The sequence below is a fragment of the Streptomyces sp. NPDC002092 genome (assembly GCF_053593775.1).
This window is the reverse complement of sequence record NZ_JBSFDG010000002.1, coordinates 317,154-343,712: the sequence shown is the minus strand read 5'-3', so window position 1 is coordinate 343,712 and position 26,559 is coordinate 317,154. Positions and strand designations below refer to the sequence as shown.

Annotated in this window: 27 protein-coding genes; 22 read left to right on the top strand and 5 right to left on the bottom strand. The window is 70.8% G+C overall.

What is annotated here, in order from left to right; genetic code table 11:
* The first annotated feature begins 138 nt into the window (after nt 1-138).
* Genes ACWCRD_RS05525 through ACWCRD_RS05515 form a run of 3 tightly spaced genes read left to right on the top strand, consistent with a single transcriptional unit; the run spans nt 139 to nt 949 of the window.
* Nucleotides 139-423 carry a hypothetical protein gene (locus tag ACWCRD_RS05525; RefSeq protein WP_450964650.1) on the top strand — a complete coding sequence of 95 codons (285 nt, stop codon included), beginning with the start codon at nt 139-141 and terminating at the stop codon, nt 421-423.
* Entirely contained in the window at nt 420-701 is a 282-nt protein-coding gene (locus ACWCRD_RS05520; RefSeq protein ID WP_450964649.1) for a hypothetical protein, read from the top strand. Before ACWCRD_RS05525 ends, ACWCRD_RS05520 begins: the two co-directional genes overlap by 4 nt.
* Nucleotides 698-949, top strand: coding sequence for a hypothetical protein (locus tag ACWCRD_RS05515; protein WP_450964648.1), 252 nt, complete (start codon nt 698-700; stop codon nt 947-949). The genes ACWCRD_RS05520 and ACWCRD_RS05515 overlap by 4 nt, the downstream gene beginning before the upstream one ends.
* Before the next feature lie 71 nt (nt 950-1,020).
* Here ACWCRD_RS05515 and ACWCRD_RS05510 read toward each other — a convergent pair whose 3' ends face one another.
* Nucleotides 1,021-3,303: a (Fe-S)-binding protein gene (locus ACWCRD_RS05510; protein ID WP_450964647.1), complete on the bottom strand. Its 2,283-nt coding sequence runs from the start codon at nt 3,301-3,303 to the stop codon at nt 1,021-1,023.
* Between the two features lie 219 nt (nt 3,304-3,522).
* Between ACWCRD_RS05510 and ACWCRD_RS05505 the strand changes: the two genes are divergently transcribed.
* From ACWCRD_RS05505 to ACWCRD_RS05420, 18 genes are all read left to right on the top strand, one after another.
* Nucleotides 3,523-4,557 (top strand): MraY family glycosyltransferase, encoded by a 1,035-nt coding sequence (locus ACWCRD_RS05505; protein WP_450964646.1) that lies wholly within the window; start codon nt 3,523-3,525, stop codon nt 4,555-4,557.
* Nucleotides 4,558-4,650: 93 nt separating this feature from the next.
* Nucleotides 4,651-6,492 carry a molecular chaperone DnaK gene (dnaK, locus tag ACWCRD_RS05500; RefSeq protein ID WP_450964645.1) on the top strand — a complete coding sequence of 614 codons (1,842 nt, stop codon included), beginning with the start codon at nt 4,651-4,653 and terminating at the stop codon, nt 6,490-6,492.
* The gene (gene grpE, locus ACWCRD_RS05495; RefSeq protein ID WP_450964644.1) at nt 6,489-7,142 is read left to right on the top strand and encodes a nucleotide exchange factor GrpE; all 654 of its coding nucleotides are present in this window, start codon (nt 6,489-6,491) and stop codon (nt 7,140-7,142) included. The genes dnaK and grpE overlap by 4 nt, the downstream gene beginning before the upstream one ends.
* Nucleotides 7,143-7,199: 57 nt before the next feature.
* Nucleotides 7,200-8,375 carry a molecular chaperone DnaJ gene (gene dnaJ, locus ACWCRD_RS05490; protein WP_450964643.1) on the top strand — a complete coding sequence of 392 codons (1,176 nt, stop codon included), beginning with the start codon at nt 7,200-7,202 and terminating at the stop codon, nt 8,373-8,375.
* Nucleotides 8,376-8,379: 4 nt separating this feature from the next.
* Nucleotides 8,380-8,826, top strand: coding sequence for a heat shock protein transcriptional repressor HspR (locus ACWCRD_RS05485; protein ID WP_450964642.1), 447 nt, complete (start codon nt 8,380-8,382; stop codon nt 8,824-8,826).
* Between the two features lie 196 nt (nt 8,827-9,022).
* On the top strand, nt 9,023-9,256 hold the full coding sequence (locus tag ACWCRD_RS05480) for a hypothetical protein (protein ID WP_450964641.1): 234 nt from the start codon (nt 9,023-9,025) through the stop codon (nt 9,254-9,256).
* Between the two features lie 5 nt (nt 9,257-9,261).
* Nucleotides 9,262-10,431 carry a class V lanthionine synthetase subunit LxmK gene (gene lxmK / locus ACWCRD_RS05475; protein ID WP_450964640.1) on the top strand — a complete coding sequence of 390 codons (1,170 nt, stop codon included), beginning with the start codon at nt 9,262-9,264 and terminating at the stop codon, nt 10,429-10,431.
* Complete coding sequence (locus ACWCRD_RS05470) at nt 10,428-11,438, top strand: T3SS effector HopA1 family protein (protein ID WP_450964639.1); 1,011 nt, start codon at nt 10,428-10,430, stop codon at nt 11,436-11,438. The genes lxmK and ACWCRD_RS05470 overlap by 4 nt, the downstream gene beginning before the upstream one ends.
* A gap of 165 nt (nt 11,439-11,603) precedes the next feature.
* Complete coding sequence (locus ACWCRD_RS05465) at nt 11,604-11,798, top strand: LxmA leader domain family RiPP (RefSeq protein ID WP_450964638.1); 195 nt, start codon at nt 11,604-11,606, stop codon at nt 11,796-11,798.
* Nucleotides 11,799-11,869: 71 nt separating this feature from the next.
* Entirely contained in the window at nt 11,870-12,052 is a 183-nt protein-coding gene (locus ACWCRD_RS05460; protein ID WP_450964637.1) for an LxmA leader domain family RiPP, read from the top strand.
* 118 nt (nt 12,053-12,170) lie between these two features.
* Nucleotides 12,171-13,184, top strand: a complete 1,014-nt coding sequence (locus ACWCRD_RS05455) for a methyltransferase (RefSeq protein WP_450964636.1) — start codon at nt 12,171-12,173, stop codon at nt 13,182-13,184.
* A complete protein-coding gene (locus ACWCRD_RS05450) occupies nt 13,178-14,068 on the top strand; it encodes an ABC transporter ATP-binding protein (RefSeq protein WP_450964635.1) in 891 nt (296 codons plus the stop codon). Before ACWCRD_RS05455 ends, ACWCRD_RS05450 begins: the two co-directional genes overlap by 7 nt.
* Nucleotides 14,065-15,237, top strand: coding sequence for an ABC transporter permease (locus tag ACWCRD_RS05445; protein ID WP_450964634.1), 1,173 nt, complete (start codon nt 14,065-14,067; stop codon nt 15,235-15,237). The genes ACWCRD_RS05450 and ACWCRD_RS05445 overlap by 4 nt, the downstream gene beginning before the upstream one ends.
* Nucleotides 15,238-15,264: 27 nt before the next feature.
* Nucleotides 15,265-17,037, top strand: a complete 1,773-nt coding sequence (locus ACWCRD_RS05440) for an ABC transporter ATP-binding protein (RefSeq protein WP_450964633.1) — start codon at nt 15,265-15,267, stop codon at nt 17,035-17,037.
* 20 nt (nt 17,038-17,057) lie between these two features.
* Nucleotides 17,058-18,035 (top strand): LLM class flavin-dependent oxidoreductase, encoded by a 978-nt coding sequence (locus ACWCRD_RS05435; RefSeq protein ID WP_450964632.1) that lies wholly within the window; start codon nt 17,058-17,060, stop codon nt 18,033-18,035.
* A complete protein-coding gene (locus ACWCRD_RS05430; RefSeq protein WP_450964631.1) occupies nt 18,032-18,721 on the top strand; it encodes a flavoprotein in 690 nt (229 codons plus the stop codon). The genes ACWCRD_RS05435 and ACWCRD_RS05430 overlap by 4 nt, the downstream gene beginning before the upstream one ends.
* On the top strand, nt 18,718-19,611 hold the full coding sequence (locus ACWCRD_RS05425; RefSeq protein WP_450964630.1) for a hypothetical protein: 894 nt from the start codon (nt 18,718-18,720) through the stop codon (nt 19,609-19,611). Before ACWCRD_RS05430 ends, ACWCRD_RS05425 begins: the two co-directional genes overlap by 4 nt.
* A 51-nt stretch (nt 19,612-19,662) precedes the next feature.
* Nucleotides 19,663-22,236 (top strand): insulinase family protein, encoded by a 2,574-nt coding sequence (locus ACWCRD_RS05420; RefSeq protein ID WP_450964629.1) that lies wholly within the window; start codon nt 19,663-19,665, stop codon nt 22,234-22,236.
* A 63-nt stretch (nt 22,237-22,299) separates the two neighbouring features.
* On the opposite strand, the gene ACWCRD_RS05415 is transcribed toward ACWCRD_RS05420, so the two are convergent.
* The 3 genes from ACWCRD_RS05415 to ACWCRD_RS05405 form a co-directional block, all read right to left on the bottom strand.
* Entirely contained in the window at nt 22,300-22,599 is a 300-nt protein-coding gene (locus ACWCRD_RS05415) for a transcriptional regulator (RefSeq protein ID WP_450964628.1), read from the bottom strand.
* Nucleotides 22,600-22,601: 2 nt separating this feature from the next.
* A complete protein-coding gene (locus ACWCRD_RS05410) occupies nt 22,602-23,069 on the bottom strand; it encodes a hypothetical protein (RefSeq protein WP_450964627.1) in 468 nt (155 codons plus the stop codon).
* Nucleotides 23,070-23,159: 90 nt separating this feature from the next.
* Nucleotides 23,160-24,146 carry a helix-turn-helix transcriptional regulator gene (locus tag ACWCRD_RS05405; protein ID WP_450964626.1) on the bottom strand — a complete coding sequence of 329 codons (987 nt, stop codon included), beginning with the start codon at nt 24,144-24,146 and terminating at the stop codon, nt 23,160-23,162.
* A gap of 375 nt (nt 24,147-24,521) precedes the next feature.
* Here ACWCRD_RS05405 and ACWCRD_RS05400 point away from each other — a divergent pair, with 375 nt between their 5' ends.
* Nucleotides 24,522-25,637 carry a sugar ABC transporter substrate-binding protein gene (locus ACWCRD_RS05400; protein WP_450964625.1) on the top strand — a complete coding sequence of 372 codons (1,116 nt, stop codon included), beginning with the start codon at nt 24,522-24,524 and terminating at the stop codon, nt 25,635-25,637.
* 67 nt (nt 25,638-25,704) lie between these two features.
* On the opposite strand, the gene ACWCRD_RS05395 is transcribed toward ACWCRD_RS05400, so the two are convergent.
* Complete coding sequence (locus tag ACWCRD_RS05395; protein ID WP_450964624.1) at nt 25,705-26,559, bottom strand: transglutaminase family protein; 855 nt, start codon at nt 26,557-26,559, stop codon at nt 25,705-25,707.

The window sequence follows — 26,559 nt, the reverse complement described above, 5'->3', positions numbered from 1 at the left end:
GTGGACTTCAGTGCGATTCACAGTCTACAGCTCATACCGCAGTAGGGTGCGGTAGGGTCGCTGCCAAAGAAGCCCCGGCGACGGGTAGCAGCCGCCCCGGGGTGTGGCCACCAGCCAAACCGGATCGGAGCTGATGACGTGACCGACCCTATCCACCGTCTCCTCGCCTGGATGGGCTTCCTGCTCATCCCGCGCGGGGTCGAACGCGAGTCGCAGCCCCCAGTGCCACCTCTCGCGCCGCCCCTCCCGGCTCACCGCAGCCCCTACGGCCTCGACACTCCCCTCGACGCCACCGCCACCCGATCCGTACGCCCGTATCTGATCGCCCACGAACAACGCCAGCGACGTCGCGAACTCGCCCTCGCCGCCATGGGGTTGGACATGCCCGGCCCCTACTGGATCCACGGGCTGGAGGTCGCATGACGCACCATCCGCTCCGCCTCCTCCCCTGGACCGGTGCCGAAGGAAAGTCCTGCTACCTGATCACCGACGACAACGACGGCCCCGTCTCCCGCCTCGCCGACGCCACCGAGTCCGTCCAACTGGGCATGGGCGGTCAACTCCTCGCGCACGCCCGGGAGATCCTCCCGGCCGCCCCGCCGGGGGAGCTCCGGTTCCTCACGGAGTGCCTGACGCAGGCTCTTGATGACGTACTGCGCGTCGCGGTGAGCCGGGGGCGGCGGCTGGAGGAGCAGCAATGACGGCATCGACGGTGCTTGGCTGCATTGCCAGCGTTGCAGCCATGGAGATGAAGACGGTGACCATCAGGCTTCGGGCGGATGCCGCCTGGCTGGCCATCCGCGAGTTCGCTCGTCTGAACGATTACCGTCTGGAGGCTGAGGTCAAGGACGCGCAGGCCCTGGTGCTCGGCGTCCGCGCGTACGAGATCGAGTTGCCGGCCAGCGCGAGGACCCTGTCCTCGTGGTGGGAGCCTGTCGGCACCGCGTGAGTGCATACGACGGCGCCCCCGGTCTCGTAGGACATACGAGACCGGGGGCGCCGCAACAACCGTAGAAGCCGCTACTTCACCGGCTCCGGCTCCGGCTCGTTCTCCGTCTCCGGCTCGCCCGCCGGGTCCACCGGCGTCTTCACCGACTCCAGCAGCAGCTGGGCCACGTCCACCACCTGGATGGACTCCTTGGCCTTGCCGTCGTTCTTCTTGCCGTTGACCGAGTCGGTGAGCATGACCAGGCAGAACGGGCAGGCCGTCGAGACGATGTCCGGGTTGAGGGAGAGGGCCTCGTCGACGCGCTCGTTGTTGATGCGCTTGCCGATCCGCTCCTCCATCCACATCCGGGCGCCGCCGGCGCCGCAGCAGAAGCCGCGCTCCTTGTGGCGGTGCATCTCCTCGTTGCGCAGGCCCGGGACGTTGGCGATGATCTCGCGCGGGGGTGTGTAGATCTTGTTGTGGCGGCCCAGGTAGCAGGGGTCGTGGTAGGTGATGATGCCCTCGACCGGGGTCACCGGGACCAGCTTGCCCTCGTCGACGAGGTGCTGGAGCAGCTGGGTGTGGTGGATGACCTCGTAGTCGCCGCCGAGCTGCGGGTACTCGTTGCCGATCGTGTTGAGGCAGTGCGGGCAGGTGGCGACGATCTTCTTCGCCGACTTCGGCTTGGCGGACTCGGGGACCACCTTGCCGTCGTCGTCCAGTTCCTCGCCGAACGCCATGTTCAGTGCCATGACGTTCTCCATGCCGAGCTCCTGGAAGAGGGGCTCGTTGCCGAGACGGCGGGCGGAGTCACCGGTGCACTTCTCGTCGCCGCCCATGATCGCGAACTTGACGCCCGCGATGTGGAGCAGCTCGGCGAAGGCCTTGGTGGTCTTCTTGGCGCGGTCCTCCAGGGAGCCCGCGCAGCCGACCCAGTACAGGTACTCGACCTCGGTGAGGTCCTCGATGTCCTGGCCGACGACCGGGACCTCGAACTCGACCTCCTTGAGCCACTCCAGGCGCTGCTTCTTGGCCAGGCCCCAGGGGTTGCCCTTCTTCTCCAGGTTCTTGAGCATCGTGCCCGCCTCGGACGGGAACGCGGACTCGATCATGACCTGGTAGCGGCGCATGTCGACGATGTGGTCGATGTGCTCGATGTCCACCGGGCACTGCTCGACGCAGGCGCCGCAGGTGGTGCAGGACCACAGGACGTCCGGGTCGATGACGCCGTTCTCCTCGGCGGTGCCGATCAGCGGGCGCTCGGCCTCCGCGAGAGCGGCGGCCGGGACGTCCTTCAGCTGTTCCTCGGAGGCCTTCTCCTCGCCCTCCATGGACTTGCCGCCACCCGCGAGCAGGTAGGGCGCCTTGGCGTGCGCGTGGTCGCGCAGGGACATGATCAGGAGCTTGGGGGAGAGCGGCTTGCCCGTGTTCCAGGCCGGGCACTGCGACTGGCAGCGGCCGCACTCGGTGCAGGTGGAGAAGTCCAGCAGGCCCTTCCAGGAGAACTGCTCGACCTGGGAGACGCCGAAGACGTCGTCGTCACCGGGGTCGGTGAAGTCGATCGGCTTGCCGCCCGAGGTCATCGGCTGCAGGGCGCCCAGGGCCGTCGAGCCGTCGGCGTTGCGCTTGAACCAGATGTTCGGGAAGGCCAGGAAGCGGTGCCAGGCCACACCCATGTTGGTGTTCAGCGAGACCACGATCATCCAGATGAACGAGGTGCTGATCTTGATCATCGCGACCAGGTAGACCAGGTTCTGCAGTGCGCTGACGCCGAGGCCCTTGAAGGCCAGGACCAGCGGGTACGACGCGAAGTACGACGCCTCGTAGCCCCCTACGTGGTGGATCGCACCCTCCAGGCCGCGCAGCACGTAGATCGCGAGGCCGATGGTGAGGATGACGTACTCGACGAAGTACGCCTGGCCCGACTTGGAGCCCGCGAAGCGGGACTTGCGGCCGGGGCGGGAGGGCAGGTTCGACAGGCGGATCGCGATGAGGACGAGGATGCCGATCGTCGTCATCACGCCGATGAACTCGGTGTACATCTCGAACGGCAGGAAGTCGCCGATCACCGGCAGCGTCCAGTCGGCCTGGAAGAGCTGGCCGAAGGCCTGCGCCAGGGTCGGCGGCAGGGTCAGGAAGCCGACCGCCACGAACCAGTGGGCGAAGCCCACGATGCCCCAGCGGTTCATCCGCGTGTGGCCGAGGAACTCCCTGACAAGGGTCACGCTGCGCGCGTACGGGTTGTCGGTCCGGGTGCCGGCGGGCACCGGCTGGCCCAGTTTGAAGTACCGGACGAACTGACCGATGGCGCGTGCGAGCAGCGCAACGCCGACCACGGTCAGCACCAGCGACACGATGATCGCGGCGAGTTGCATTTGGGGGCTCCTCGGGACTGCGAGGGTCATTACTAAGCGGTAACTTATGTAGTCCGATTGAGACTACCCCCATCATCCGTCGCACTGTAACCGGGCGTGCGGTGATCTGCGTCGCTGAGGGTTGCCTTAAGGGGCCGCGACCAGGTCTGCTGCCGGGCTTGCGACGATGCGATCGTGTTATTCACGCCAAATTGGTACATTTGCGCCTAACTTAGACCCGTGCTATACGGGATCGCCGCCGCCACCACCGCCCTGCTGCTCGCCGCCGTGCTCACCGCACTGCTGCGGGTGCCCGCGCTGCGCCTCGGGATCGTCGAGCGGAGACGGCTGCGGCAGCGGCCGGTGCCGCTGCTCGGCGGTCTGGCCGTGGTGCTCGCCACCTGCGCGGTGGCGGTGGCCATGGACCGGACCGGCGTCGCGCCCCTAGGTGCCGGGGTGGGGCGGCTGCTGGTCGCGGGCGGCGCCGTCGCCGTGCTCGGGCTCGTCGCGGACATCGGGCGGGTCAAGGCGCGGGTCCTCGTCGCCGGTACGGCCGTGGCGGCGGCCAGTGTCGTGCCGTACCAGGAGACCGGGGTGCCGGCCGGGCTGCTCGCCGTCGGCTGGATCGTCTTCGTCGCCATCGGGTTCAAGGCGCTCGACCATGCGGACGCGCTCGCGGGGACCGTCGGGGTGCTCACCGCCTTCGGGGTGGGGGCCTGTGCGGCGGCCGAGCTGATGGACGGGCTCGCGGTGCTGCTGAGCGTGCTGGCCGCCGCGCTGACCGGGTTCCTCATGCACAACTGGCCGCCCGCGCGCGTGGGGCTCGGCGCCTGCGGGTCGCTGTTCACGGGGTTCCTGCTCGCCGCCTCGGCGGTGTTCACCCGTGCGGGCTACGGGCTCGCCCCCAGTGCGGGAGTGCTGTTCTCGCTCACCGCCCTGGCGAGCGCGGACGTACTCCTCGTGGTCCTTTCGCGGCGGCTGGCCGGGCGGCCGTTGCTGCGCGGCGGACCCGACCATGTCGCCCACCGGCTGCGGCGGTTGGGGCTGACTCCGCAGGGGGCGACCGTGCTGCCCGGAATCGGCGCCTTCGCCGGGGTGTTCGTCGGGGTGCTGATGCACATCGGGTGGACCGCCCTGTCCGCCGTGTACTGGGTGGGGGCGGTGGCGCTCGTCGTCGTACTCATGCTCCTTCGGGTGCCTGTGTACGGTCTCCGGCGGTCCGTGCCCACGCAATCGACGCAGGTCAGCGGCCCATTGCGTGTAAGGAACGGATAAGAGTTGAGTCGGCCCGACTCAGGTCTGTTGACCCATCGCCGGGCGTCGTGCACACTTGAGTCCGTTCCACTCAAGTCAGCTGGAGGATTCACCATGGCACGTGCGGTCGGCATCGACCTGGGCACGACTAACTCCGTCGTCAGCGTTCTGGAGGGCGGCGAGCCCACCGTCATCACCAACGCCGAGGGTGCCAGGACCACGCCGTCCGTCGTCGCCTTCGCGAAGAACGGTGAGGTGCTCGTCGGCGAGGTCGCCAAGCGCCAGGCGGTCACGAACGTGGACCGGACCATCCGTTCCGTGAAGCGCCACATGGGCACGGACTGGAAGATCGAGCTCGACGGGAAGCCCTTCAACCCGCAGCAGATCTCCGCGTTCATCCTGCAGAAGCTCAAGCGGGACGCCGAGGCCTACCTGGGCGAGAAGGTGACCGACGCGGTCATCACCGTCCCGGCCTACTTCAACGACTCCGAGCGCCAGGCGACGAAGGAGGCCGGCGAGATCGCCGGTCTGAACGTCCTGCGCATCGTGAACGAGCCGACCGCGGCCGCGCTCGCCTACGGCCTCGACAAGGACGACCAGACGATCCTCGTCTTCGACCTCGGCGGCGGCACCTTCGACGTGTCCCTCCTGGAGATCGGTGACGGCGTCGTCGAGGTGAAGGCCACCAACGGCGACAACCACCTCGGTGGTGACGACTGGGACCAGCGCATCGTCGACTACCTGGTCAAGCAGTTCGCCGGCGGCCACGGCGTGGACCTCGGCAAGGACAAGATGGCCCTGCAGCGTCTGCGTGAGGCTGCCGAGAAGGCCAAGATCGAGCTGTCCTCGTCCACCGAGACGTCGATCAACCTGCCCTACATCACCGCGTCCGCCGAGGGCCCGCTGCACCTGGACGAGAAGCTCACCCGGGCTCAGTTCCAGCAGCTGACGGCCGACCTGCTGGAGCGCTGCAAGACGCCGTTCCACAACGTCATCAAGGACGCCGGCATCTCCATCAACGAGATCGACCACGTCGTCCTCGTCGGCGGCTCGACCCGTATGCCCGCCGTCGCCGAGCTGGTGCGCGAGCTGACCGGCGGCAAGGACGCCAACAAGGGCGTCAACCCGGACGAGGTCGTCGCCATCGGCGCCGCCCTGCAGGCCGGTGTCCTCAAGGGTGAGGTCAAGGACGTCCTGCTCCTCGACGTGACCCCGCTGTCCCTCGGCATCGAGACCAAGGGCGGCATCATGACCAAGCTCATCGAGCGGAACACGACGATCCCGACCAAGCGGTCCGAGATCTTCACCACCGCCGAGGACAACCAGCCCTCCGTGCAGATCCAGGTCTACCAGGGCGAGCGCGAGATCGCGGCGTACAACAAGAAGCTCGGGATGTTCGAGCTGACCGGTCTGCCGCCGGCCCCGCGCGGTGTCCCGCAGATCGAGGTCGCCTTCGACATCGACGCCAACGGCATCATGCACGTGACCGCGAAGGACCTCGGCACGGGCAAGGAGCAGAAGATGACCGTCACCGGCGGCTCCTCGCTGCCGAAGGACGAGGTCGACCGGATGCGCCAGGAGGCCGAGAAGTACGCGGAGGAGGACCACGCCCGCCGCGAGGCCGCCGAGACCCGCAACCAGGGCGAGCAGCTCGTCTACCAGACGGAGAAGTTCCTCAAGGACAACGAGGACAAGGTCCCCGGCGAGATCAAGACCGAGGTCGAGGCCTCCGTCGAGGAGCTGAAGACCGCGCTCAAGGGCGAGGACACCGCCGAGATCCGCACCGCCACCGAGAAGGTCGCGGCCGTCTCGCAGAAGCTGGGCCAGGCCATGTACGCCGACGCCCAGGCCTCGCAGGCCGCCGGCGGCGCCGCGGGCGCCGAGGCCCCCAAGGCCGACGACGACGTGGTGGACGCCGAGATCGTGGACGACGAGCGCAAGGACGGTGCCGCGTGACGGAGGAGACCCCGGGCTTCGACGAGAAGCCCGACGTCCCCTCCGGCGCCACCCCCGAAGACGCCGAGCCGCAGGCCGCCTCCCCCTCCTCGGGGGAGGGGGCGGCCCCGGCCGGGGACGCAGCACAGATCGCAGGCCTGACGGCCCAGCTGGACCAGGTGCGCAAGGCGCTCGAGGAGCGCACCGCGGACCTCCAGCGGCTCCAGGCCGAGTTCCAGAACTACCGCCGCCGGGTCGAGCGGGACCGGATCACGGTCAAGGAGATCGCCATCGCGAACCTCCTCACCGAGCTCCTGCCCGTGCTCGACGACATCGGCCGCGCCCGGGACCACGGCGAACTCGTCGGCGGATTCAAGTCCGTCGCGGAGTCGCTGGAGACCGTCGCGGCGAAGATGGGACTGCAGCAGTTCGGCAAGGAGGGCGAGCCCTTCGACCCGACGATCCACGAGGCCCTGATGCACTCGTACGCGCCGGACGTCACCGAGACGACCTGCGTGGCGATTCTGCAGCCCGGGTATCGCTTCGGCGAGCGCACCATCCGTCCCGCGCGGGTGGCCGTCGCCGAGCCGCAGCCCGGCGCCCAGACCGTCAAGGCCGAAGAGGCCGAGGCGGGCGACGACAAGGAGAGCGGTGGCCCGGACGAGGGCTGAGCTCGAACCGGTCGCAGCACCGACCGCTGAATCGATGAGAGAGGAGGGGCGTCGGGGATGAGCACCAAGGACTTCATCGAGAAGGACTACTACAAGGTCCTCGGCGTCCCCAAGGACGCCACCGAGGCCGAGATCAAGAAGGCCTACCGGAAGCTCGCCCGCGAGAACCACCCGGACGCCAACAAGGGCAACGCCAAGGCCGAGGAGCGCTTCAAGGAGATCTCCGAGGCGAACGACATACTCGGCGACCCCAAGAAGCGCAAGGAGTACGACGAGGCCCGCGCCCTCTTCGGCAACGGCGGCTTCCGCCCCGGGCCGGGCGGCGCGGGCGGCTCCTTCAACTTCGACCTGGGCGACCTCTTCGGAGGCGGCGCCCAGGGCGGGGGTTCCGGAGGCTTCGGCGGCGGAATCGGTGACGTCTTCGGGGGCCTGTTCAACCGGGGCAGCTCCGGCACGACCCGGGTGCAGCCCAGGCGCGGCCAGGACATCGACACCGAGGTCAGCCTCAGCTTCACCGAGGCGATCGAGGGGGCGACGGTCCCGCTGCGCATGTCCTCGCAGGCGCCCTGCAAGGCCTGCTCGGGCACCGGCGACGCGAACGGCAACCCGCGGGTGTGCCCGACGTGCGTCGGCACCGGCCAGGTCGCGCGGGGTTCCGGCGGCGGCTTCTCACTCACCGACCCCTGCCCGGACTGCAAGGGCCGCGGTCTGATCGCGGAGAACCCCTGCGAGGTCTGCAAGGGCTCGGGCCGTGCCAAGTCCTCGCGCACCATGCAGGTCCGCATCCCGGCCGGGGTGTCGGACGGCCAGCGCATCCGGCTGCGCGGCAAGGGCGCACCGGGCGAGCGCGGCGGCCCGGCGGGCGACCTGTACGTCACGGTGCATGTCGACGCGCACCCCGTGTTCGGCCGCAAGGGCGACAACCTCACCGTCACCGTCCCGGTGACGTTCGCGGAGGCGGCGCTCGGCGGCGAGATCAGGGTCCCCACCCTGGGCGGCCCGCCCGTCACCCTGAAGCTGCCCCCGGGCACGCCCAACGGCCGCACCATGCGCGCCCGCGGCAAGGGCGCGGTCCGCAAGGACGGCACCCGCGGCGACCTCCTGGTCACCGTAGAGGTGAGTGTTCCGGCGGATCTGACGGGGAAGGCTCGTGACGCACTCGAGGCGTATCGCGAGGCGACCGCGGGCGAGGACCCGCGGGCGGAGCTGTTCAAGGCCGCGAAGGGAGCATGACCAGATGGACGGCCGTCGACGCAACCCGTACGAGCTGACCGAGGAAACCCCGGTCTACGTCATCTCGGTGGCGGCCCAGCTCTCCGGCCTGCACCCGCAGACCCTGCGCCAGTACGACCGCCTCGGCCTGGTCTCGCCCGACCGCACCCCCGGCCGCGGCCGCCGCTACTCGGCCCGCGACATCGAACTGCTGCGCACCGTCCAGCAGTTGTCGCAGGACGAGGGCATCAACCTGGCCGGCATCAAGCGGATCATCGAACTGGAGAACCAGGTCGCCGCGCTCCAGCAGCGCGTCGCCGAACTCCAGTCGGCGGTCGAGGGCGCGGCGGCGGCCATGCAGCAGCGCGAGGCGGCGGTGCATGCGTCGTACCGCCGCGATCTGGTCCCGTACCAGGAGGTGCAGCAGACCAGCGCGCTGGTGGTGTGGCGGCCGAAGAAGGCGAGGGACTAGCCGGACGGCCGCGGGTGTGAGAAGGGGATGTCGGAAAAGGCCCGGAGGTTCTCCCGAACCTCCGGGCCTTTTCTGTGTGTCGTCGGGGGGCGCGACATCAAGCTGACTGCTCTCTGCACGAAGCTGCCAACGATCCCTGTGGAACGCAGGTCCGCAGGCTGACAGAGTCATGGGCAGACGAATTGCAGGGGGAACCGTGAGCAGGAAATCGCATTCGATCGTTTCTTTGTCCATTGCCCGTATCGGCTTCACGGCGGGCGCGGCGCTCGTGCTTGCCGGAGTGCCGGTCCTGGCCCAGACAGCCGTCGCGGCGGAAGCCCACGGGACCGTGGCGCATCCCACCGCGACGGACGGCGAGCGCCTGCCACCGGCCGCCGACATCGTGGAGAGCATTCTTGGGCTCGCCAGCCGCGTCAACGGCTGGCAGTGAGGGCCATGGTGGAGAAGAACAGCGCGGCCACGTTCAAGCCGCGAGACCTTGACGAGGTTCCATCGGTGGACGCGCTCCTCGTCGGACTGGGACTGGGCCCGTTCGAGCGGGACTCGCTGACCGCCCCGGTCGGGCGCAACGACTCCTGGGTGGGTGCCACCACCAGTGGGCGGAAGGTCTTCGTCAAGCATCTGCTCGGGCCCGCCGAGGACGTTCGCTCCAGGATGGGCCGGCTGCTGTCCTTCGAGCGTTTCGCCGAGGGGCTGCCGACGGCGGCACTGCGCGGACCCGCGTTCCTCGGCGCGGACGAGGCCGGGGCACTGGTGGCGTACGACTGTGTCGAAGGGGCACGCAGTGGCGCCGAGTTGATGATCGACGAGACCTTCGGCTCCGGCCTCGCCGAGAACATCGGCCGGGCGATCGGGCTGCTGCACGAGGCGCCGACCGCCGACATCGAGGAGTTCGACCGATCCTGGCCGCCGCATCCGCCGCTGGGCTTCCTGCAGGGGCTGCCGCTACCGGTGTTCGAGTCGCTGAGCTTTGCGGAACTGCAGGGCTGGCGGCTGATGCAGACCGACGAGACGCTGGTCAGGGCCATCGGAGAGCTGCGGGAACGGGAGCGCCAGGCACCCCGGGTGCCGTCCCACTGCGATCTGCGTGTCGACCAGTTCCTGGTGACCGGGGACGACTTCCTGGTGACCGACTGGGAGGAGTTCCGGCTGGCGGACCCGGCCCGTGACGTCGGCGCGTTTGCCGGTGAGTGGCTGCACCGCTCGATCCTGGACATCGTCACCACCCGCGGTGACACGGTCTTCGCGGACATCGAGCTGACGCACGAGGCGGTGATCGGCCGCGGGGTGCAGAAGATGCAGCGGCTGCTGCCGCTGGTACGCGCCTTCTGGCACGGCTACCGGCAGGTGCGGCCCGGTCTGGACACCGGCCTCGCCACACGGGCCACGGCCTACGCCGGCTGGCATCTGCTGGACCGCCTGATGGCCGGCGCGTCCCGGACGTCGCGCCTCTCGGGCATCGAGCGGGCCGCGGCCGGCATCGGCCGGGCGGCACTGATCACACCGGAGAAGTTCGTGACCACGCTGGGATTCGAGGAACCCCATGCAGCGGCGGAACCCCACGAAGTGGCGGAACCCGTAGGAACACACGAGGAGGCCGCATGAGCGGGAACCCCGGGCACACCGTGCTCGCGCCACGCCTGCGGGACGCCCTCGGCCGGGTGACCGTCGCGGCCGGCGGCACCAGTGCCCGCGTGGACGACCGGGACGTAGAGGCGGACAGCCCGCGCGAGATGCGCCGACTGCTCGCCGAGGCCCTCTACGACATCCTGCACGCGGGGCAGTTCGTGGAGAAGGGTGCGTTGTCATTCCGGCTGCGTGACGAGCCCTTCGAACGCGTCCTCGGCGCGGCCGTACCGCACGAGCGGAGCACAGCCCGGGCCCGGGTGCACATTCCCGCGGCCGACGGTTCTCCCGAGCGGGCGCTGGTCGAGCGGGACGGGGTGCGGGTGTGGGCGCCGGCCTCCGCCGTACAGGAGGACGGGCCGCTCGCCGCGGGTCAGGTGGTGACGCTCGACGTGCCTGCACGCCGCCCCGCACTGTCACCCGGGTTCTTCGTCGTGGACGGTTCACAGCCGCGCAGCCCGCAGCGTGAACTGCTGCGCGTGTACGTCCACATCACGCGGTGGCAGGACGCCGCGCCGGTCTGGGCGCGGGTGCTCGGCCACCTGGAGGGACGCGGGATCGCGTACCGCTCGAAGATCCTCTCCGCCAAGGCGCTGTACCCGCGCCGGGACGCGCTGGTGGTGTACCTCAGCCAGGAGTCGTGGCAGGAGGCGCCCCGGCTGGCCGAGACGCTCCGCGGGACTCCCGGACTCGGGAGGGAGACGTCCGTCTTCGCCGAGCCGCTCGGCCCGGGCGTCGCCGTCGCCTGGGAGCCGGAGGACGAACGCCCGGGCATGTCGGGCCTCAGTTTCGGCCAGCACCGGGCCACCGCTCTGGCCCGTGCCCTGCTCGACGGCGCCGCCGACCCGATTCTTCTGGAACAGGCCGTCGTCGCCCGCTTCACCGAGGCGGGTATCGACCCCGCCCGTCCCGCGCGCAACAGCGCCTCCCCCGAGTTTCCCGCGGCAATCGACAGCCCGCGGGATTACGACCCGGTGCCTGCCTGAAAGGACCGGGCCGGGAAATGCCCTGCGCCTGTTCGGACTTGGCGCAGAAATCCCATCACTGAAACGCCATCACTGAAACGCCATCACTGAATCGCCATCACTGAAAACCGTCAGTGAATCGTCGTCAGTGAATCATCGTCACCGAATTCCTACAGGGAGACACCTATGGACAAGTCCATGGCGATCATGGAGCTCGTCTCGAACTACGGCGCCTACGCGGACGTCGACGAGCTGAACATCACGGCGGCGGCCGACGCTCCGGCCACCACGCCCGTCTGCGCGGCCAGCGTCGCCAGCTCCAGCTGGTGCGCCGCGTCGGCGAGCGCGGTCAGCGGTGCCACGTACGAGATCACCTGCTGACCGCACCCCCCAGAACCTGTCGGCGAACGCCGGCAGTGCTCCGCAAGGAGCGCACGAGGAAGGGAAAACCCATGGAGAAGACCACCGCGATCATGGAGCTGATGGCCGGTTACGAGGCCTACAGCGACGCGCGTGAGCTGCACGTTGCGGCCGTCGCCGAGGCGCCCGCCACGTCGCCCGCCTGCATCGCCAGCGCCACCGCCAGCTTCGTCGCCAGCCAGTTCTCGGCCAGGACGATCGCCGGCGGCTGCTGATCGTGGCTCGCCGGCCGGCCGCCCGCGGAACGGGCCCGTCTCCGCGGTCGGCCGCCCGGCGGTCTTCCCCCACCCCCTTTCGGATTTGTTCACCCGCGCACCAGATGGGAACCGACCGTTGCCGCATCAACCGGACCATGCAGATCTGCTGGAGATGGCGGACCTCCTGACACCCGCCGCGATCCGTGCCGCGGCCACCCTCCGCATCGCGGACCGGCTGGGTGCGGGCAGCGGTGACCTGGCGAAGCTGGCCGAACTCACCGGCACCCGCCCGGACCTGCTGGGCCTCCTGCTGCGCCACCTCACCGCGAAGGGGGTGCTGAGCCGGGACGAGGACGGCACCTACACCGTCACCGAACTCGGTGCGCCGTTGCGCGAGGACCATCCGGCAAGCCTGCGCGGGCACTTGACGACCGACGGCCTCTACGGCCGGTCCGCTCTCGCGCTGGTCAACATCCTGCACACGCTGCGCACCGGCGAACCGGCCCACACCGGCGTCTTCGGCCGCGGCTACTGGGAGAGCGTCAACGAGGACCCCGCCTTCGTCGAGGCACTGGAGCAGAGCGAGCCCGAGGGGCGACCCGGCTGGGGAGCCGAGCTGATCTTCGACGGTCACGACTGGAGCGGGGCCCGGCACGTGGTCGACGTCGGCGGCCACAGCGGCGTCATCCTGATCGAGCTGCTGCGCCGCCGGCCCCATCTGCGCGGCACGTTGCTCGACCTCAAGAACGCGGCCGAGGTCGCCGGCCGCCGTATCGCCGAAGCCGGTCTGGCCGACCGGGCCGAGGCGGTGGTGGGCAGCTTCTTCGAGCCGCTGCCCGCGGGCGCCGACGTCTACCTGCTGTCGGCGGTGCTCGCCGACTGGACCGACGAGCAGGCCACGGCGATCCTGCGCCGCTGCGCCGAAGCGGCAGGGCCGTCCGGCAAGGTCCTGGTCGCCGAGGTGAATCTGCACGTCCCACGCGAGGCACCCGACTCGGCGGCCCTGGAGCTGTGGCTGCGGGCCACGATGCCCGCACCCGTGCGCACCGTGGAACAGCTGACGACGCTCGGCGCGGCGGCGGGTCTGCGCCTGACCCGGCAGGGACCAGTCACCCCCGTCCGTTCGATTCTGGAGTTCTCGCCGTGCTGAGTTTCGATGCCGTCAGCAAGGGGTTCGGCGGCCGGCGCGTCCTCGACGCGCTGAGTTTCGAGGTGCGGCCCGGTGAACTGTTCGGGTTCTGCGGGGCCAACGGGGCCGGCAAGACCACTGCGATGCGCATCGCCCTCGGCGTGCTCGCCGCGGACTCCGGGAGCGTGCGCTGGGGCAGCGCCGCAGTGGACGCCCACTCGCGTCGGCGCTTCGGATACATGCCGGAGGAGCGAGGCCTCTACGCCAAGATGACACCCCTCGACCAGCTCGTGTACTTCGGGCGGCTGAGCGGGCTCGGGGTGAAGGAGGCGAGGGAGCGGGCCGCGCGCTGGATCGAGCGGCTCGGCGTGGTGGCCGGCCCCAGGGATCCCCTGGAGAAGCTGTCCCTCGGTAACCAGCAGAAGGTCCAGCTGATCGCGGCGCTCATCCACGACCCGGTCGTCCTCGTTCTCGACGAACCGTTCTCCGGGCTCGATCCGGTGGCGGTGGACGCCATGGCCGACGTCCTTCTCGAGAGAGCCAGGGAAGGCGTGCCGGTCGTCTTCTCCAGCCACCAACTGGAGCTGGTGGAGCGGCTGTGCGACAGGGTCGGCATCCTGCGCGACGGCCGCCTGGTCGCCGAAGGCACGGTGGAGGAGCTGCGCCGCGCCGCCGGTCCCGGCCGGGTCCGCATCACGGTGCGGGACGTGCCTCCGCTGTGGGCGCGCGGTCTGACAGGCGCGCGCGTGCTGGCCGAACGGGACGGCGTCACCACCCTGGAGCTGGAGTCCGACCGGGCGGCACAGGATGTGCTGGCCGCTGCGCAGACCGTGGGACGGGTGGAGCACTTCGGGCGCCACGAGACTGGCCTGGGCGACATCTTCCGAGAGGCGGTAGAGGCGTGACGCACCGCACGGACCTGGAACTGATCAGGATCGTCGCCTCCCGCGAGATCACCCGGCAGCTGCGCAACAAGGCCTTCTGGGCGTCGGTGATCGTGACCGCCGCCATGATGTGCCTCTCGTTCGGGCTGACGAGCGTGATCACGGGCGACGGCGAGGACCCGCCCAAGGTGGGGGTCGTCGGCGAGCGGACCACGGTCGCCGCGGCCCTGCGGACCGAGGTCGGCGTCGAGGAGTACGACGACGCGGCCGCCGCCCGCGCGGCCGTACGCGAGGAGACGGTGGATGCCGCGGTGCTGCCCGGCGGCGAGGTGCTGGTGCTGCGCAAGCTCCCCGCCGACCTGGGCCGCACGATCCGGCAGGCCGAGCGGACGGCCGCGTCGGTGGAGCGGTTGGCACGGCTCGGGGCGCCACCAGCCGAGCAGGAGCGGGCCCTTGAGCCTCCGGTGCTGAGAGTCAGTGCCCTCGACGCGGACGCGGACGAGGTTCAGGAGCGGACGATGACCGCCGGGCTGGGTGTGGTCCTGCTGTTCGTCCTGATGCTGATCTCCGGTCTGGGCATCGCCCAGGGCGTCGCGGAGGAGAAGTCCAGCCGCATCGTCGAGGTGCTGCTGGCGAAGGTCCGGGCCTGGCATCTGCTGACGGGCAAGATCGCCGGACTGGGTGCAGCGGCGCTCGTGCAGATTCTGCTGATGGCGGCCGCGGCCCTGTCCGCGGCGATCGGCTTCGGCGCACTGGACGCTCCGCTCGGCGCCATCGGCACCGTCGCCAACCTGCTGCTGTGGTTCGTACCGGGATATGTCCTCTTCGTCACGCTCTACGCGGTGGCCGGGGCGCTGGTGTCCCGCCAGGAGGACGTCAACCACGTCATCGGGCCGGTGAACATGCTCCAGATGCTGAGCCTGGCCGGACCCGCACTTGCGGCGCGCGGCGGTCCGGACGACATACCGCTGACCGTCGTGTCGATGGTGCCCGGCCTGTCCTGGGCGGCTATGCCGATGCGTATGGCGGCCTCAGCGGTGCCGTGGTGGCAGATCGGGGTCGCGTTCGTCCTGATGCTGCTGGCGATCGCCCTGCTGATCCGGGTCGGCGGCCGCGTCTACCGCGGCGGCCTGCTCAGGTACGGCGGCATCGTCAAGGTCGGGGAGGCGTTGCGCGGTGCGGCGCACTGAGGGCTGGTCGAGGAGGGGGAAGCGGACATGGAGAACGAACGGAACGCGGGGCGGCCGGAGCGGCTGCGGATCCTGCGCGAACTGACCCGGGGCAAGGGCGTCCAGGTCGGCGCCGTCGCCCTGCTCGCGCTGGTCTCCACCGGCGCGACGCTGGCCCTGCCCATGGTGGTGGGCAGGCTGCTGGCTGTCATCCAGCGTGGCTCCAGCCCGACCTGGTGGGTCCTGGTCATGGTGGGCGCCGGCTTCGGTTCGGCCGCCGCGGGGGCGCTGGCCGCATATCTGCTCAGCCGGATGGGGCAGGAGCTGATCCTCGGGCTGCGGGTGCGCACCATGCGGCACGCCCTTGGGCTGCGGCTGGGCGACGCCCGGCGCGAGGGCCCCGGCAATCTGGTGTCCCGGGTGACCGCGGACGCGGCGATGGTGAAGAACCTCGTCGACATCGGCCCGATCCAGCTGCCGATGGCCGGCGTCACCGTGCTGGGCACCCTGGTGATCATGGGGCTGCTCGACTGGGTCCTGCTGCTGATCACCGTGCTGGCCTTCCTGGTCGCCGCCGCACTCGTCGTCCTGGTGGTCCGGGGGCTGCGCCGCACCTACGTCGCCGTCCAGGGCGAAGTCGGCACGCTGGCGCAGCAGTTCGTCGCCGCACTGGGCGCGCTGACCATCATCAAGGCCCACCGCGCGGAGAAGGCGGTCGGCGACCGACTCGCCGAGCGGGCCAGCGAGGTCGCCGCACTGTCCGTCAGGGCGGCCCGGATGGAGTCCCTGATGGTCCCGATCATCAACCTGGGCCAGCAGATCGCTCTGGTCAGCGTGGTCATCGGCGGCGGCAGCCGGATGCTCCACGGTCACCTCACCCTGGCCGACTTCGTCTCCTTTCTGCTGTATCTGCTCCAGCTCACTGCACCGCTGATCATGGCGGCCTCCGGAGTGAGCGGGCTGCAGACGGGGCTGGCGGCCCGGGGTCGGTTCGAGGGGCTGTTCGCCATGCCGACGGAGACGTCCGGGCGGCCGGTGCGGATCACGGCCCGCCAGGCGGCTGCGGCCCCGGACGCCGCCCCCGTGGCCGTCCGTTTCGAGAATGTCGGCTTCGGATACGACGACGGCTGCCCCGTCCTGCGCGATGCCGCCCTGACCGTCCCCACGACGGGGCTGACCGCGATGGTCGGCCTGTCGGGGTCGGGCAAGACGACCGCGCTGGGCCTGATCGAGGGCTTCATGGAGCCGAACCGGGGCCGTATCGAGGTGCTGGGACGCCCGCTCACCGACTGGCCGCTGGACGAACTGCGGTCCCGGATCGCGTACGTCGACCAGTCCTGCACGCTGCTGCAGGACACGGTCCGGGAGAACCTGCTGCTGGGCCGGGAGGACTCCCCGGCCGACGAGATCCTGCTGGCCGCCCTCGACCGGGTCGGCCTGGCGGCGGAGATACGGCGGCTGCCGCAGGGTCTGGACACGGTCCTGGGCGGTGCCGCCGACCTCTCCGGAGGACAGCGGCAGCGGCTCGCCCTGGCCCGTGCCCTGCTCGCCGACGCCCGCCTGGTGCTGCTCGACGAACCGTCCTCCCAGCTGGACTCCGTCAATGAGCAGAAACTGCGCGAGGTGGTCGACGAACTGGCCGCCGACCGTGCCGTCCTGGTCGTCGCCCATCGCATCTCCACCGTCCAGCACGCCGACCACGTGATCGTGCTCGACGCCGGCCGGGTGCTGGACCAGGGCACCCACCTCGGCCTTCTCGACCGCTGCCCCGACTATGCCGACTTGGTGAGCGGCCAGGTCCTGAGCACCTCGTCCCGATGACACCGGCCAGGAGCCGCACCGTGAGCAACCGCACGACACCCACCTACTCCGTCCTCATGCCCTTCGCATCGCCGCGACCCGAGCAGATCCTGCCGTACGCCGCGCTCACCCAGTGGAGCGGTGCGCACCGGCTGTGGCAGGGCCAGGCCATGCTCAACCAGCCGCACCAGGCCTTCGCCTACGCCGCCGCCTCCGGCTTCCGGGTGCCGGTCGGACTGGGCGTGACGCTGATGCCGTTCACGCACCCCTACGAGGCCGCGCTGCAGGCCCAGTCGGTGGCCGCGGCCACGGGGCACTCCGTGGTGGCGGGCTTCGGGCCGGGCGCGGCGGTGTTGCAGCGCAGCATGTGCGGGGCCCCGTACCGCAGTCCGCTGACCGCCGCGCGCGAGTACCTGACCGCAGTGCGGGGCCTGCTCGACGGCGAGCCGGTCGAGCAGGACGGTACCTACTTCACCTGCCATGGGAAGCTGCTGCCGGTGCCCCGGCCGCCCATCGAGGTGGGGCTCGGCGTCCTGCGCCCGGGAATGGCCCGGCTGGCCGGCGAGGTGGCCGACACAGCCATTACCTGGCTGACGCCCGCGGCCTATCTGCGGGACACGATCGTCCCCGCCCTGAGCGAGGGCGCCGAGGCCGCGGGGCGTCAGGTACCCCGGCTTGTGGCCATCGTGCCGGTCGCCCTGGCGGGCCCGGACCGGGACCCGGCCGCCCTGGCCCTGGCGAGCAACATCGGGCATCTGCGGCTGCCGCACTACGTGGACATGCTGCGCCGTTCCGGCATCGAGACCGATAGCACGGACCCGGCCGCCGGCGCCGCCAGGCTCGTGGCGGGGCGTGCCTTCCTCTACGGCGAACCGAAGGTGCTCGCCGAGGAGTTCGCCGCATATCACGAAGCCGGTGTCGACGAGATCGTGCTGAACGTGACCGGGGTGCAGGGAACGTACGGCGGCCGGAGCGCGCTGCGCGAGCTGGAGGCGATCCTCGCCGAGGTGACGTCATGACGGAACACGGCTCACCGCTGCCGGCCGGCACGGTGCCGGACGCGCCGCCGCCCGCGCTGAACATGGAACGGCTCCTGGTGGTGAGCGCCGGCTCCGCCTTCGCGACCGGCATGCCGTACTGGGCCGACTGGCTGCGCCTTTCCTATCCGGACCTGGAGATCAAGCTCGTCCTCACCCGCACCGCCCAGCGGTTCGTCACCCGGCAGGCGCTCGCCGGCCGGCTGCACCGGCGCGGTGAGGTACTGCTCGACGAGTGGCCCGAGGACGAGCCGACCGCCCGCCATGTCGAACTGGCCGAATGGGCCCAGGGCATCGTGGTGTATCCGGCGACCTTCCACTTCACCGCCCGGCTGGCGCTGGGTCTTGCCGACTCGCCCGCGCTGCTCGCCTGTCACTGCACGCGCGCTCCCGTGGCCGTCGCCCCCGCCCTGCCGCCTGGTGGCCTGGACAGTGCCGCCTTCCAGGCGCACTGGGCCACGCTGGCCGCCCGCCCCCACACCGTCCTCGTCCCGCCGCACCCCGGCGTCAGCCTGACCACCGGTCGCGCGGACGCCTGGGTGCCGCCCCTGTTGCCGGAGGTCATCCGCATGCTGGAACACCGTCGCGCCGAGCTCGCGGCAGCCGCCCCGGACCGCGAACCGCCTGTCTCCCTGGCCGGCTTCGCCGCAGACCTGGCCCGCGCATGAGCGGCCCGGAAGCGCCCATCGCGCAACACCGCGTCGAATACGGCACCGACCTGCTGCGCACCCGGGTACGGCAGTTGACCTCGGGCGAGCACGAATGGTCCAGGTCTCCCGGCCGGTTGGCGCCTGCCGGTTTCCGGCCCGTCGGCGCCATCGAGGACAGGCTGACCGCGGTCGGCCGCGACGGCGCAGTGCGGCTGGCGTTGGGCCGCGGCGACGCGACGAGCCGCCGGTACACCGTCGCGGGCGGTGAGTCGGTGGCCAACCGGCTGCTGTCGGGCGGCCCCCGGCCGGAGTTGCGCGGGGCGCTGGGAGGCCTGGGCCGGGCACTGAGCCTGCTGCACGCGGACGGACCGCCGCCCCCGGAGCGTCGGCTCGGCCCGCCGCGCGGCCTGGTGCGCCTCGACACCTGGCTGGCGGGCCGGGCTCCGGTCCCGCGTGCCGCCTACGTCGGTGCCCGACTGCGTGGCCGACTGGGGCCCGAGAGGTGGTCCAAGGTCACCGGCTGGTGCCGCGAACTCGCCGAGGACACCGAGGTGACCCTGGTGCACGGCGCTCCGGGCCTCGGCTCGCTGGTGGTCCCGAGTGCCGACGGCCCGGCTGCCCTGCTGACCGGCGAGGACCTGGCCGTCGCTCCATGGTACTTCGACCTGGGCTGGGTGCTCGGCGAACTCGTCGAGCTCAAGTGGCAGTTGGGCGGGGACCAGCAGGGCTGGCAGCTGCTCCTCGAGGTGTTCTTCGAGGGGTACGGCCGGGACCTCGGCGACCGGTGGAACCACATGGCGGCGCTGCGGATCCTGCTGCACGTCCATGACATCGCCTCCTATGTCGACTGGCACACGGCCGGGTTCGACCACTACGCCAAATTTCTGATGTTCCTCGTCGACCTCTGACCAGGCCGATCGCAGGCCCGACCGGGCCACCACCCACGGGAGATGTTCGTCATGCGAGCCAACGGTCCACGGCTTGTCCGGTTCACCCTGCCGAACGGGCTGCGGGTGGTGCTGGACTGCCGCTTCCCGCAGCCGAGGGTGGCCGTGGCCGTGCACTACGGCACCGGATTCCGCTCCGAGCCGCCCGGCCGGGAGGGGTTCGCCCACCTCTTCGAGCACCTGATGTTCCGCGGCAGCGCGAGCCTGCCAGGCGGGCGCTACTACGACCATGTACATCGCTTCGGTGCCCGAGCGGGCGGCACCACGCATCAGGACTACACCGACTACTACCAGGTCGTACCGGCCCAGGCGCTGGAGCGGGCCCTGTTCGCGGAGGCGGACCGCATGCGCGCCCCGCTGTTCACCGAGGCCGCGCTGGCCGAGCAGCTTGCCGGGGTGGCACAGGAGATCCACCAGGCGGTGCACGGCAGACCGTACGGCGGGTTCCCCTGGCCGCTGCTGCCCGGCGCCGTGTTCCGGACGTTCGCCAACGCACATGACGGATACGGTGACGCCGACCGCCTGCACACCACCACGGTGGCGGACTGCGAGGAGTTCTTCGCGGCGCACTACGCCCCTGGCAACGCCGTCCTGACCGTGGTGGGCGCATCCGATCCCGTGGCCGCACGCGCCCTGATCGAACAGCACTTCGCCGGCCTTCCTCCCCGCCCGGTGCCGCCCGGCCCAGCGCTGGCCGAGCCCCGCCCCGCCGAGGAGCGGTGGGTGGAGTGCACCGAGCCGGGCGTCACGGCGACCGCGCTGGCGACCGGCCACCGGTTGCCCGACCCGGCGGCCGACCTGCCCGCCTACCTGGCGCACGCCGTACTGGCCCGGCTCACCGCCGAACAGGGCCCGCCGGGGCCGGGCCTGCCCCCGGTCAGCACGAGCTGCGGCTTCTTCGGCCCGCTGGACGCGAAGGACCCCGACGCCCTGGTGGTCACCGCCCTGCTGCCGTCGGGCGCCGGGCCGAGGCAGGCGGTGGACGCGATCACCCGACGGTGGGCGGACTGGGCGCGGCGGCCCCCGCAGGAGGCGGTACGGCGGACCGTACGGCTGATGACGGCCGAGCATCACCGGGCCCACGGCGATCTGCAGGCGCGGTGCCGTGCACTGGGGCGGCTGGAGATCCTCTTCGGACAGGCCGGACTGCTGGACGCGCTCCCGGCCCACCTGTCCGCCGTGGGGCCCGCCGAAGTGGCGGATGCGGCAAGGGAGTTGGGTCGGGCCCCGGCGGCGGTGCTGGTGCTCCGACCCGGCGCCGAGCGCACCCGGCCTCAGGCCCGGCTCACCGACGGTGGCGTCAAGTCGGCCGGAACAGCCGGACGTTCGCCGGCCCGAACCCTTCGGCCCGCTCGGCCCGTCCCCTCGTACGGGCCGCCCTTCGATCCCGAACCGGCGCCGCCGCACGAGGTGGTGCTCGACAACGGGACGCGGGTGGTCGCAGTCGCGGACCGGCGGGTTCCGTCGGTGGAGATCCGGCTCCGGCTGCCGCTGGGTCCGTCCGGCTGGCGGGAGCCGACCGCGGCCGAGGCCCTGCTCGGCCGCGCTCTGGGCCGTACCCGTGCGGCCGAGCGTGCGGCCGCGCTCGGCGGCTCCCTGCGGGCGGAGGTGGACGGACAGTGGCTGGACGTCACGGGATTCGTGCCGCCGCGGGAGCTGGCCGGCTGGCTGGCTGCCCTGGCCGAACTCACCACACCGCCGGGGCCGTTCGGCGCACCGCCCACCGATCACCGGACCGTTCGCCCGGCTGCGGGGCGCCTCATGGACGACGCGATCCGCCGGTACTGGGCCGCGGACGACCCCATGGGAGAGTCGTTCGCCTGGGACCCGAGGGGTGGCGTCCTGGTGCTGCTCGGCGACGTGGACCCGGAGCGGGCGGCCGCGGCGGCGCGGGACGCATTCTCCGGCCGTCCGGTCGGCACGGTCTCCCGCCCCGCGGTGACCGACCGGCACCATGGTGGCGGCGGACGGCTCCTCGTACTGCGCTCACCGGCGGAGCCCGAACTGCACCTCACCCTCTGCGCACCCGAGCCGACGGCGCCGGGCTGGAGCACCTGTGGCGCGGACACCACCGAGGCCGCCCGCTATCTGGCGACGGCGGTGTTCGGTGGCTGGTTCGGCTCCCGGCTGGCCGCCCGCCTGCGGCGGGTGACGAGCGCGGGCCACGAGGCGTACAGCGGGCGGGACATGGTCCTGGACGTTCCCCGGGTCTTCGTACGGGCGCGGGTGGCACCGGACCTGGCGGACGAGACAATCACCGGAATCCGCGAGGAGCTGCGCCGCGCCCGGGAGGAGCCGTTCACCGAGGCGGACGTGGCGCGGTCCCGGGAGTTCTGTGCCGCCCAGGCCCTGGGCGCCTTCGACTCTCCGGCCGCCCAGGCCGACCTGCTGCGCCAGTTGACCGCAGCGGGCCGCGCCTGCGACCTGTTGCCCCGCCTGCCCCGGCTGCTGCGCGAGGTCCCCGCCGAGGAGGTCGCCCGGGCGGGCGCCGAACTCTTCGGTGCCGAGATGGACACCGTTCTCCTCGGCGCAGTAACCCCGGACCGGGCGAGGGAGCTGGTCCCCGTGCCGGCCGCCCATGGCTGAGGCAGGCGCTGTCGGCCGTACGGCTCCGGTGCACCGCCGAGGAGTGCACCGGAGCCGTACGAGTCACCGCTTCGCCGGGTCCGCAAGTGCCGCGATCCGGCGGAGCTCCGCCAGGTGACCCGCCAGGGCCTCGCGGCCCTTGTCGGTGAGAGCGAGCCAGGTGTGGGTCCGGGAGTTCAGGGGGGCCTTCTTGACGGTCGCGTAGCCGGCCGTCTGGAGGACCTTCATCTGCTTGCTGAGGACGGAGTCGCTGACCCCGAGAGCCTCGCGGACCACGGAGAACTCCAGGGACTCGACGGCTGCGAGCATGGCGCAGATCTGCAGCCGGTGGGCCGGATGGATCACTTCGTCGAGACCGGGCACGGTCAGGTCCGGCGCAGTAGGTCGTGGCGCAGCGCCTCGTCGTTGCGCCGGCTGACGTAGACGGTGAGGGCCAGGGCCAGGAGACCGGCGACCGTCATGGCCCCCGTCAGGTCCGCGGCGAACTTCAGGGTCAGGCCCGCCGCGCCGAGGACGACGAGCACGATCAGGAACAGGCCATTGAGTCCGCGGGTGCCCGGCGCGGACACGGAGCGGTTGACGGAGACGCCCCGCAGGCGGGCGACGCTCAGGGTGAGCGCCGTCGGCAGGACGAGGCCTCCGACGATCACGCCGCTGGGCACCAGGCTGCCACCGGCGTCGATCGAGGCGAAGACGAGGCCCACACCGAGGCCGAGGCCGGCGTGGTACCACCAGGGGGCGGTGGCGCGGTCGGCGATTGCGGCGCGGGCGCTGTGCGCGTCGTCGAGAGCCGCGCGGGCGGCGGCGGGGTCTTCGGGAAGGCTGCTTTCCATGATGGAAAGTCTAACTCGACTTTCCATCATGGCAAGTCCATCGGACTCCCGACCCGGAAGGATTTCCGGACCGCCGCCCGGCGGGACCCTTCAGATCCAGCCGCGTTCCCGTGCGAGCAGCGCCGCCTGCGGACGGCTCGCGGCGTCCAGGGTCAGCAGGATGTTGGCGACGTAGCGGCGGTACGTGCGCACCGAGACGCCCAGATCGCGCGCCCCGATCTCGTCCTTGGTGCCCCGGCACATGGCCTCCAGGACGCGCTGTTCCACTCCGGGCAGCCGGTTCTCGTCGTCCTCCTGTGCGAAGGCCTCCAACTCCACGCCGCCGGACCAGATCTTCTCGAAGAGCGCCACGATGTTGGCGACGAGCCCGGCCTCCTGCGCCACCAGCGCCCCGCGCGAACTGTCGGCCGGGTCGACCGGCGTCAGTGCGGTGCGGCGGTCGTAGACCAGGATGCGGGTGGCGATCTCGTCCACCACGCGTATCTCCGCACCCAGCGAGGCCAGTTCTTGCAGATAGTCGGCGGTGAGGGGGTCCTCCATGGCGGCACTCAGCACGACGTTCCTGATCCGCACGCCCCTTTTGATGCAGCGAAGGTCGAGGGGGCGGGCGTGCTGGATGTTGTCGTGGGTGAGCGCGGTGTACGGCTCGGCCGACAGGATCTCCTCGCGGGCGAAGAAGGCGAGGGCGTCGATCCTGCTGCGGATGGTGTCGAGGCTGTCGATCTTCTCCACGACCGGCGGCACGGCCGGGGCTTCCTCCTTCTCGCGCCAGAAGGAGCTGACCAGATGCCGGGCCCGCGTCACCGCCCGCATCTCATCATGCAGTTGTTTCAGTCGCAGGTCGGTCAGGGTGTCCACGACCAGTTCGGGCGCCGCGGGCAGATATGTGCCGGCCATGCCCTCCGTCAGGACGCACAGTGCGACGAGCCGCTCCAGCGCCGTCTCGACCTCGGCCGGTGGTGCGTCCAGGTGCATGTGGATGTCGTACGCCGTCGTCCCCGGATGTCTCAGGAAGTGGCGGTAGAGCCGCTCTTCGAGTTCCGGAAGCCCGAGTACGGACAGCTCGCCAGTGGTCATTCAGCACCCCCGTGCCTTGCTGCTCGGCCGTAGGCGCCCTTGGTCGGAGGGCTGTGACGGCTGTGATGGTCGGGGTAATCGTATGTAGGGCATCAGGTAAAGGCAATGCAAAGTCCGCCCATGGCTGACTTCATTCGCTTCCAGGCTCGGGCGCCGGGGCCTCGGGTCCCTCCCTTCCTGTCGCTGCCATGGAGAGTCCGTAAAGGACCTTTGGAGGCGTTTCCGTCATGTCTTTACATGGTCGGCGGAGTGTTGCGTTGCGCACTCGTTAAGTAGTTGCGCTTGACGCCTGGGGGCCGCTCCGCGTTGGCTTTTCAGTCACCTGGGTCGCATTTTTGCGCCCGCGTCCGCAAGACACCAGAAGTGAGCTCCTGCATGCGTCCCACGCGTCGTACCGCCATCGCCGTGGCAGCGTCCACGATGACTCTGTCGCTCTCCTCCTGCGGCGTGCTGAACGTGACGGGGGACAGCAGCTCGGCGAGCCCCACGAAGGGCAACGACGTCACCATCGGGCTGTTGCTGCCGGAGACGGCCAACACCCGGTACGAGGACTTCGACTACCCCATCATCAAGAAGCAGGTCGCCTCGCTCACCAAGGAGCAGGGCAAGGTCGACTACCAGAACGCCGACCAGAACGCGGCCAAGCAGGCGGCCCAGATGCAGAAGATGATCGACGACAAGGTCGACATCATCCTGCTGGACGCCGTGGACTCGCACGCCATCGCCGGTGAGGTGAAGAAGGCGAAGGACGCCGGTATCCCGGTCATCGCCTACGACCGGCTGGCCGAGGGCCCGATCGACGCGTACATCTCCTTCGACAACGAGCTCGTCGGCGAGGTGCAGGGCCGCTCCCTGCTGGAGGCGCTGGGCAGCAACGCCGACACCTCCTACAAGATCGTCATGATGAACGGCTCGCCCACCGACCCGAACGCCAAGCAGTTCAAGGCGGGTGCCCTGTCCGAGCTCAACGGCAAGGTGACGATCGCCAAGTCGTACGACACCAAGGACTGGGACCCGAAGAACGCCCAGGCCAACATGAAGGCGGCCATCGAGGCGATCGGCAAGAACAACATCGCCGGCGTCTACTCCGCCAACGACGGCATGGCCGGCGGCATCGTCACGGCCCTGGAGAACGCCGGCGTCACCAAGCTGCCGCCGCTCACCGGCCAGGACGCGCAGCTGGAGGCCGTGCAGCGGATCGTCTCGGGCGAGCAGTACATGAGCGTGTACAAGTCGTACCCGCAGGAAGCCGCCGCGGCCGCGCAGATGGCGGTGGCCAAGGTGCAGGGCAAGGAGATCGAGTTCGAGGCCCTCACCCAGGACACCGTCGACAGCCCCACCGACAAGGGCATCCCCGCGCAGCTCGTCACCGTGACCGCGCTGACGAGGAAGAACATCAAGTCGACGGTCGTCGCGGACGGCATCTACAAGGTCTCCCAGATCTGCACGTCGAAGTTCGCGTCGGAGTGCTCGGCGATCGGCCTCAAGTAGCCGGAGGCGGGCGGCACTCGAAGGGGCCGGGGCGGCTGCGCCCCGGCCCCTTCGCCGCCGGTTCGGGTCATCCCACCCGCGTGAACACCACCGACACGTCCGGCGGGCCGCCCGCCACGCCCCGGTAGATGCCCTTGTGCGGAGTGACGTCGTCGTAGTCGCGGCCGCGGGCCACCACGACGTGGGACTCGTCGGCGCGGGTGCGGTTGGTGGGGTCGTAGCCGCACCAGTCGCCCGCCCAGTACTCGATCCAGGCGTGGCTCTGCCCGGCGACGGGCCGGTGCAGTTCGGCCTCGCGCTCCGGGTGGAGGTAGCCGGAGACGTAGCGGGCCGGCAGGCCCACGCCCCGCAGCAGCGCGACGGTGAGATGGGTGATGTCCTGGCAGACACCCGCGCCCTGCTCCCAGGCCTCCGCGGGGGAGGTGTTCACGCTGGTGGCGCCGGGCAGGTACGACACCCGGTCGGCGACCAGCGCGGAGACCGCGACCGCCGTCTCGTGCGGATCGAGGCCGGCCGCCGCCTTCCGCGCCTTCTTCACGAGCCTCGCCGGGACCGTCGTACGGCCGGTCGGGCTCGCGAACTCCAGCAGCCGGGAGTTCGCGATGCGTTCGGCCACCTCGGCCCAGGTGGGCGCGGGCGGCAGCGCCTCCGGCGGGGAGGTCTCGACCAGGCTGGAGGCGGTGATGGTGAGGTCGCCGTGCGGGTCCATCAGGTCGAAGCCGGTGACCTGGGTGCCCCAGTAGTCCCAGTACGCCCAGGTGGAGGTCGTGGGGTTGACGGTGACCCGCGCGTCCAGGGTGGTCTGGCCCGGGAGCGTCAGCGGGGTCATGCGGACCTCGTTGTGCGAGGAGGCCGCGGGCTGGGCGTAGGAGACCCGGGTGGTGTGCTCGATACGGAGGCGGCGTACGCGTTCGGCGGTCAT

Bases quoted from the DNA above. Each gene is read 5' to 3' on its own strand.
- ACWCRD_RS05515 (WP_450964648.1), top strand. From the start codon at position 698: ATGACGGCATCGACGGTGCTTGGCTGCATTGCCAGCGTTGCAGCCATG.
- ACWCRD_RS05430 (WP_450964631.1), top strand. From the start codon at position 18,032: ATGACGGAACACGGCTCACCGCTGCCGGCCGGCACGGTGCCGGACGCG.
- ACWCRD_RS05395 (WP_450964624.1), bottom strand. From the start codon at position 26,559: ATGACCGCCGAACGCGTACGCCGCCTCCGTATCGAGCACACCACCCGG.
- ACWCRD_RS05420 (WP_450964629.1), top strand. From the start codon at position 19,663: ATGCGAGCCAACGGTCCACGGCTTGTCCGGTTCACCCTGCCGAACGGG.
- ACWCRD_RS05410 (WP_450964627.1), bottom strand. From the start codon at position 23,069: ATGGAAAGCAGCCTTCCCGAAGACCCCGCCGCCGCCCGCGCGGCTCTC.
- dnaK (WP_450964645.1), top strand. From the start codon at position 4,651: ATGGCACGTGCGGTCGGCATCGACCTGGGCACGACTAACTCCGTCGTC.
- ACWCRD_RS05470 (WP_450964639.1), top strand. From the start codon at position 10,428: ATGAGCGGGAACCCCGGGCACACCGTGCTCGCGCCACGCCTGCGGGAC.
- ACWCRD_RS05485 (WP_450964642.1), top strand. From the start codon at position 8,380: ATGGACGGCCGTCGACGCAACCCGTACGAGCTGACCGAGGAAACCCCG.
- dnaJ (WP_450964643.1), top strand. From the start codon at position 7,200: ATGAGCACCAAGGACTTCATCGAGAAGGACTACTACAAGGTCCTCGGC.
- ACWCRD_RS05520 (WP_450964649.1), top strand. From the start codon at position 420: ATGACGCACCATCCGCTCCGCCTCCTCCCCTGGACCGGTGCCGAAGGA.
- ACWCRD_RS05400 (WP_450964625.1), top strand. From the start codon at position 24,522: ATGCGTCCCACGCGTCGTACCGCCATCGCCGTGGCAGCGTCCACGATG.
- ACWCRD_RS05510 (WP_450964647.1), bottom strand. From the start codon at position 3,303: ATGCAACTCGCCGCGATCATCGTGTCGCTGGTGCTGACCGTGGTCGGC.
- ACWCRD_RS05460 (WP_450964637.1), top strand. From the start codon at position 11,870: ATGGAGAAGACCACCGCGATCATGGAGCTGATGGCCGGTTACGAGGCC.
- lxmK (WP_450964640.1), top strand. From the start codon at position 9,262: ATGGTGGAGAAGAACAGCGCGGCCACGTTCAAGCCGCGAGACCTTGAC.
- ACWCRD_RS05440 (WP_450964633.1), top strand. From the start codon at position 15,265: ATGGAGAACGAACGGAACGCGGGGCGGCCGGAGCGGCTGCGGATCCTG.
- ACWCRD_RS05425 (WP_450964630.1), top strand. From the start codon at position 18,718: ATGAGCGGCCCGGAAGCGCCCATCGCGCAACACCGCGTCGAATACGGC.
- ACWCRD_RS05465 (WP_450964638.1), top strand. From the start codon at position 11,604: ATGGACAAGTCCATGGCGATCATGGAGCTCGTCTCGAACTACGGCGCC.
- ACWCRD_RS05405 (WP_450964626.1), bottom strand. From the start codon at position 24,146: ATGACCACTGGCGAGCTGTCCGTACTCGGGCTTCCGGAACTCGAAGAG.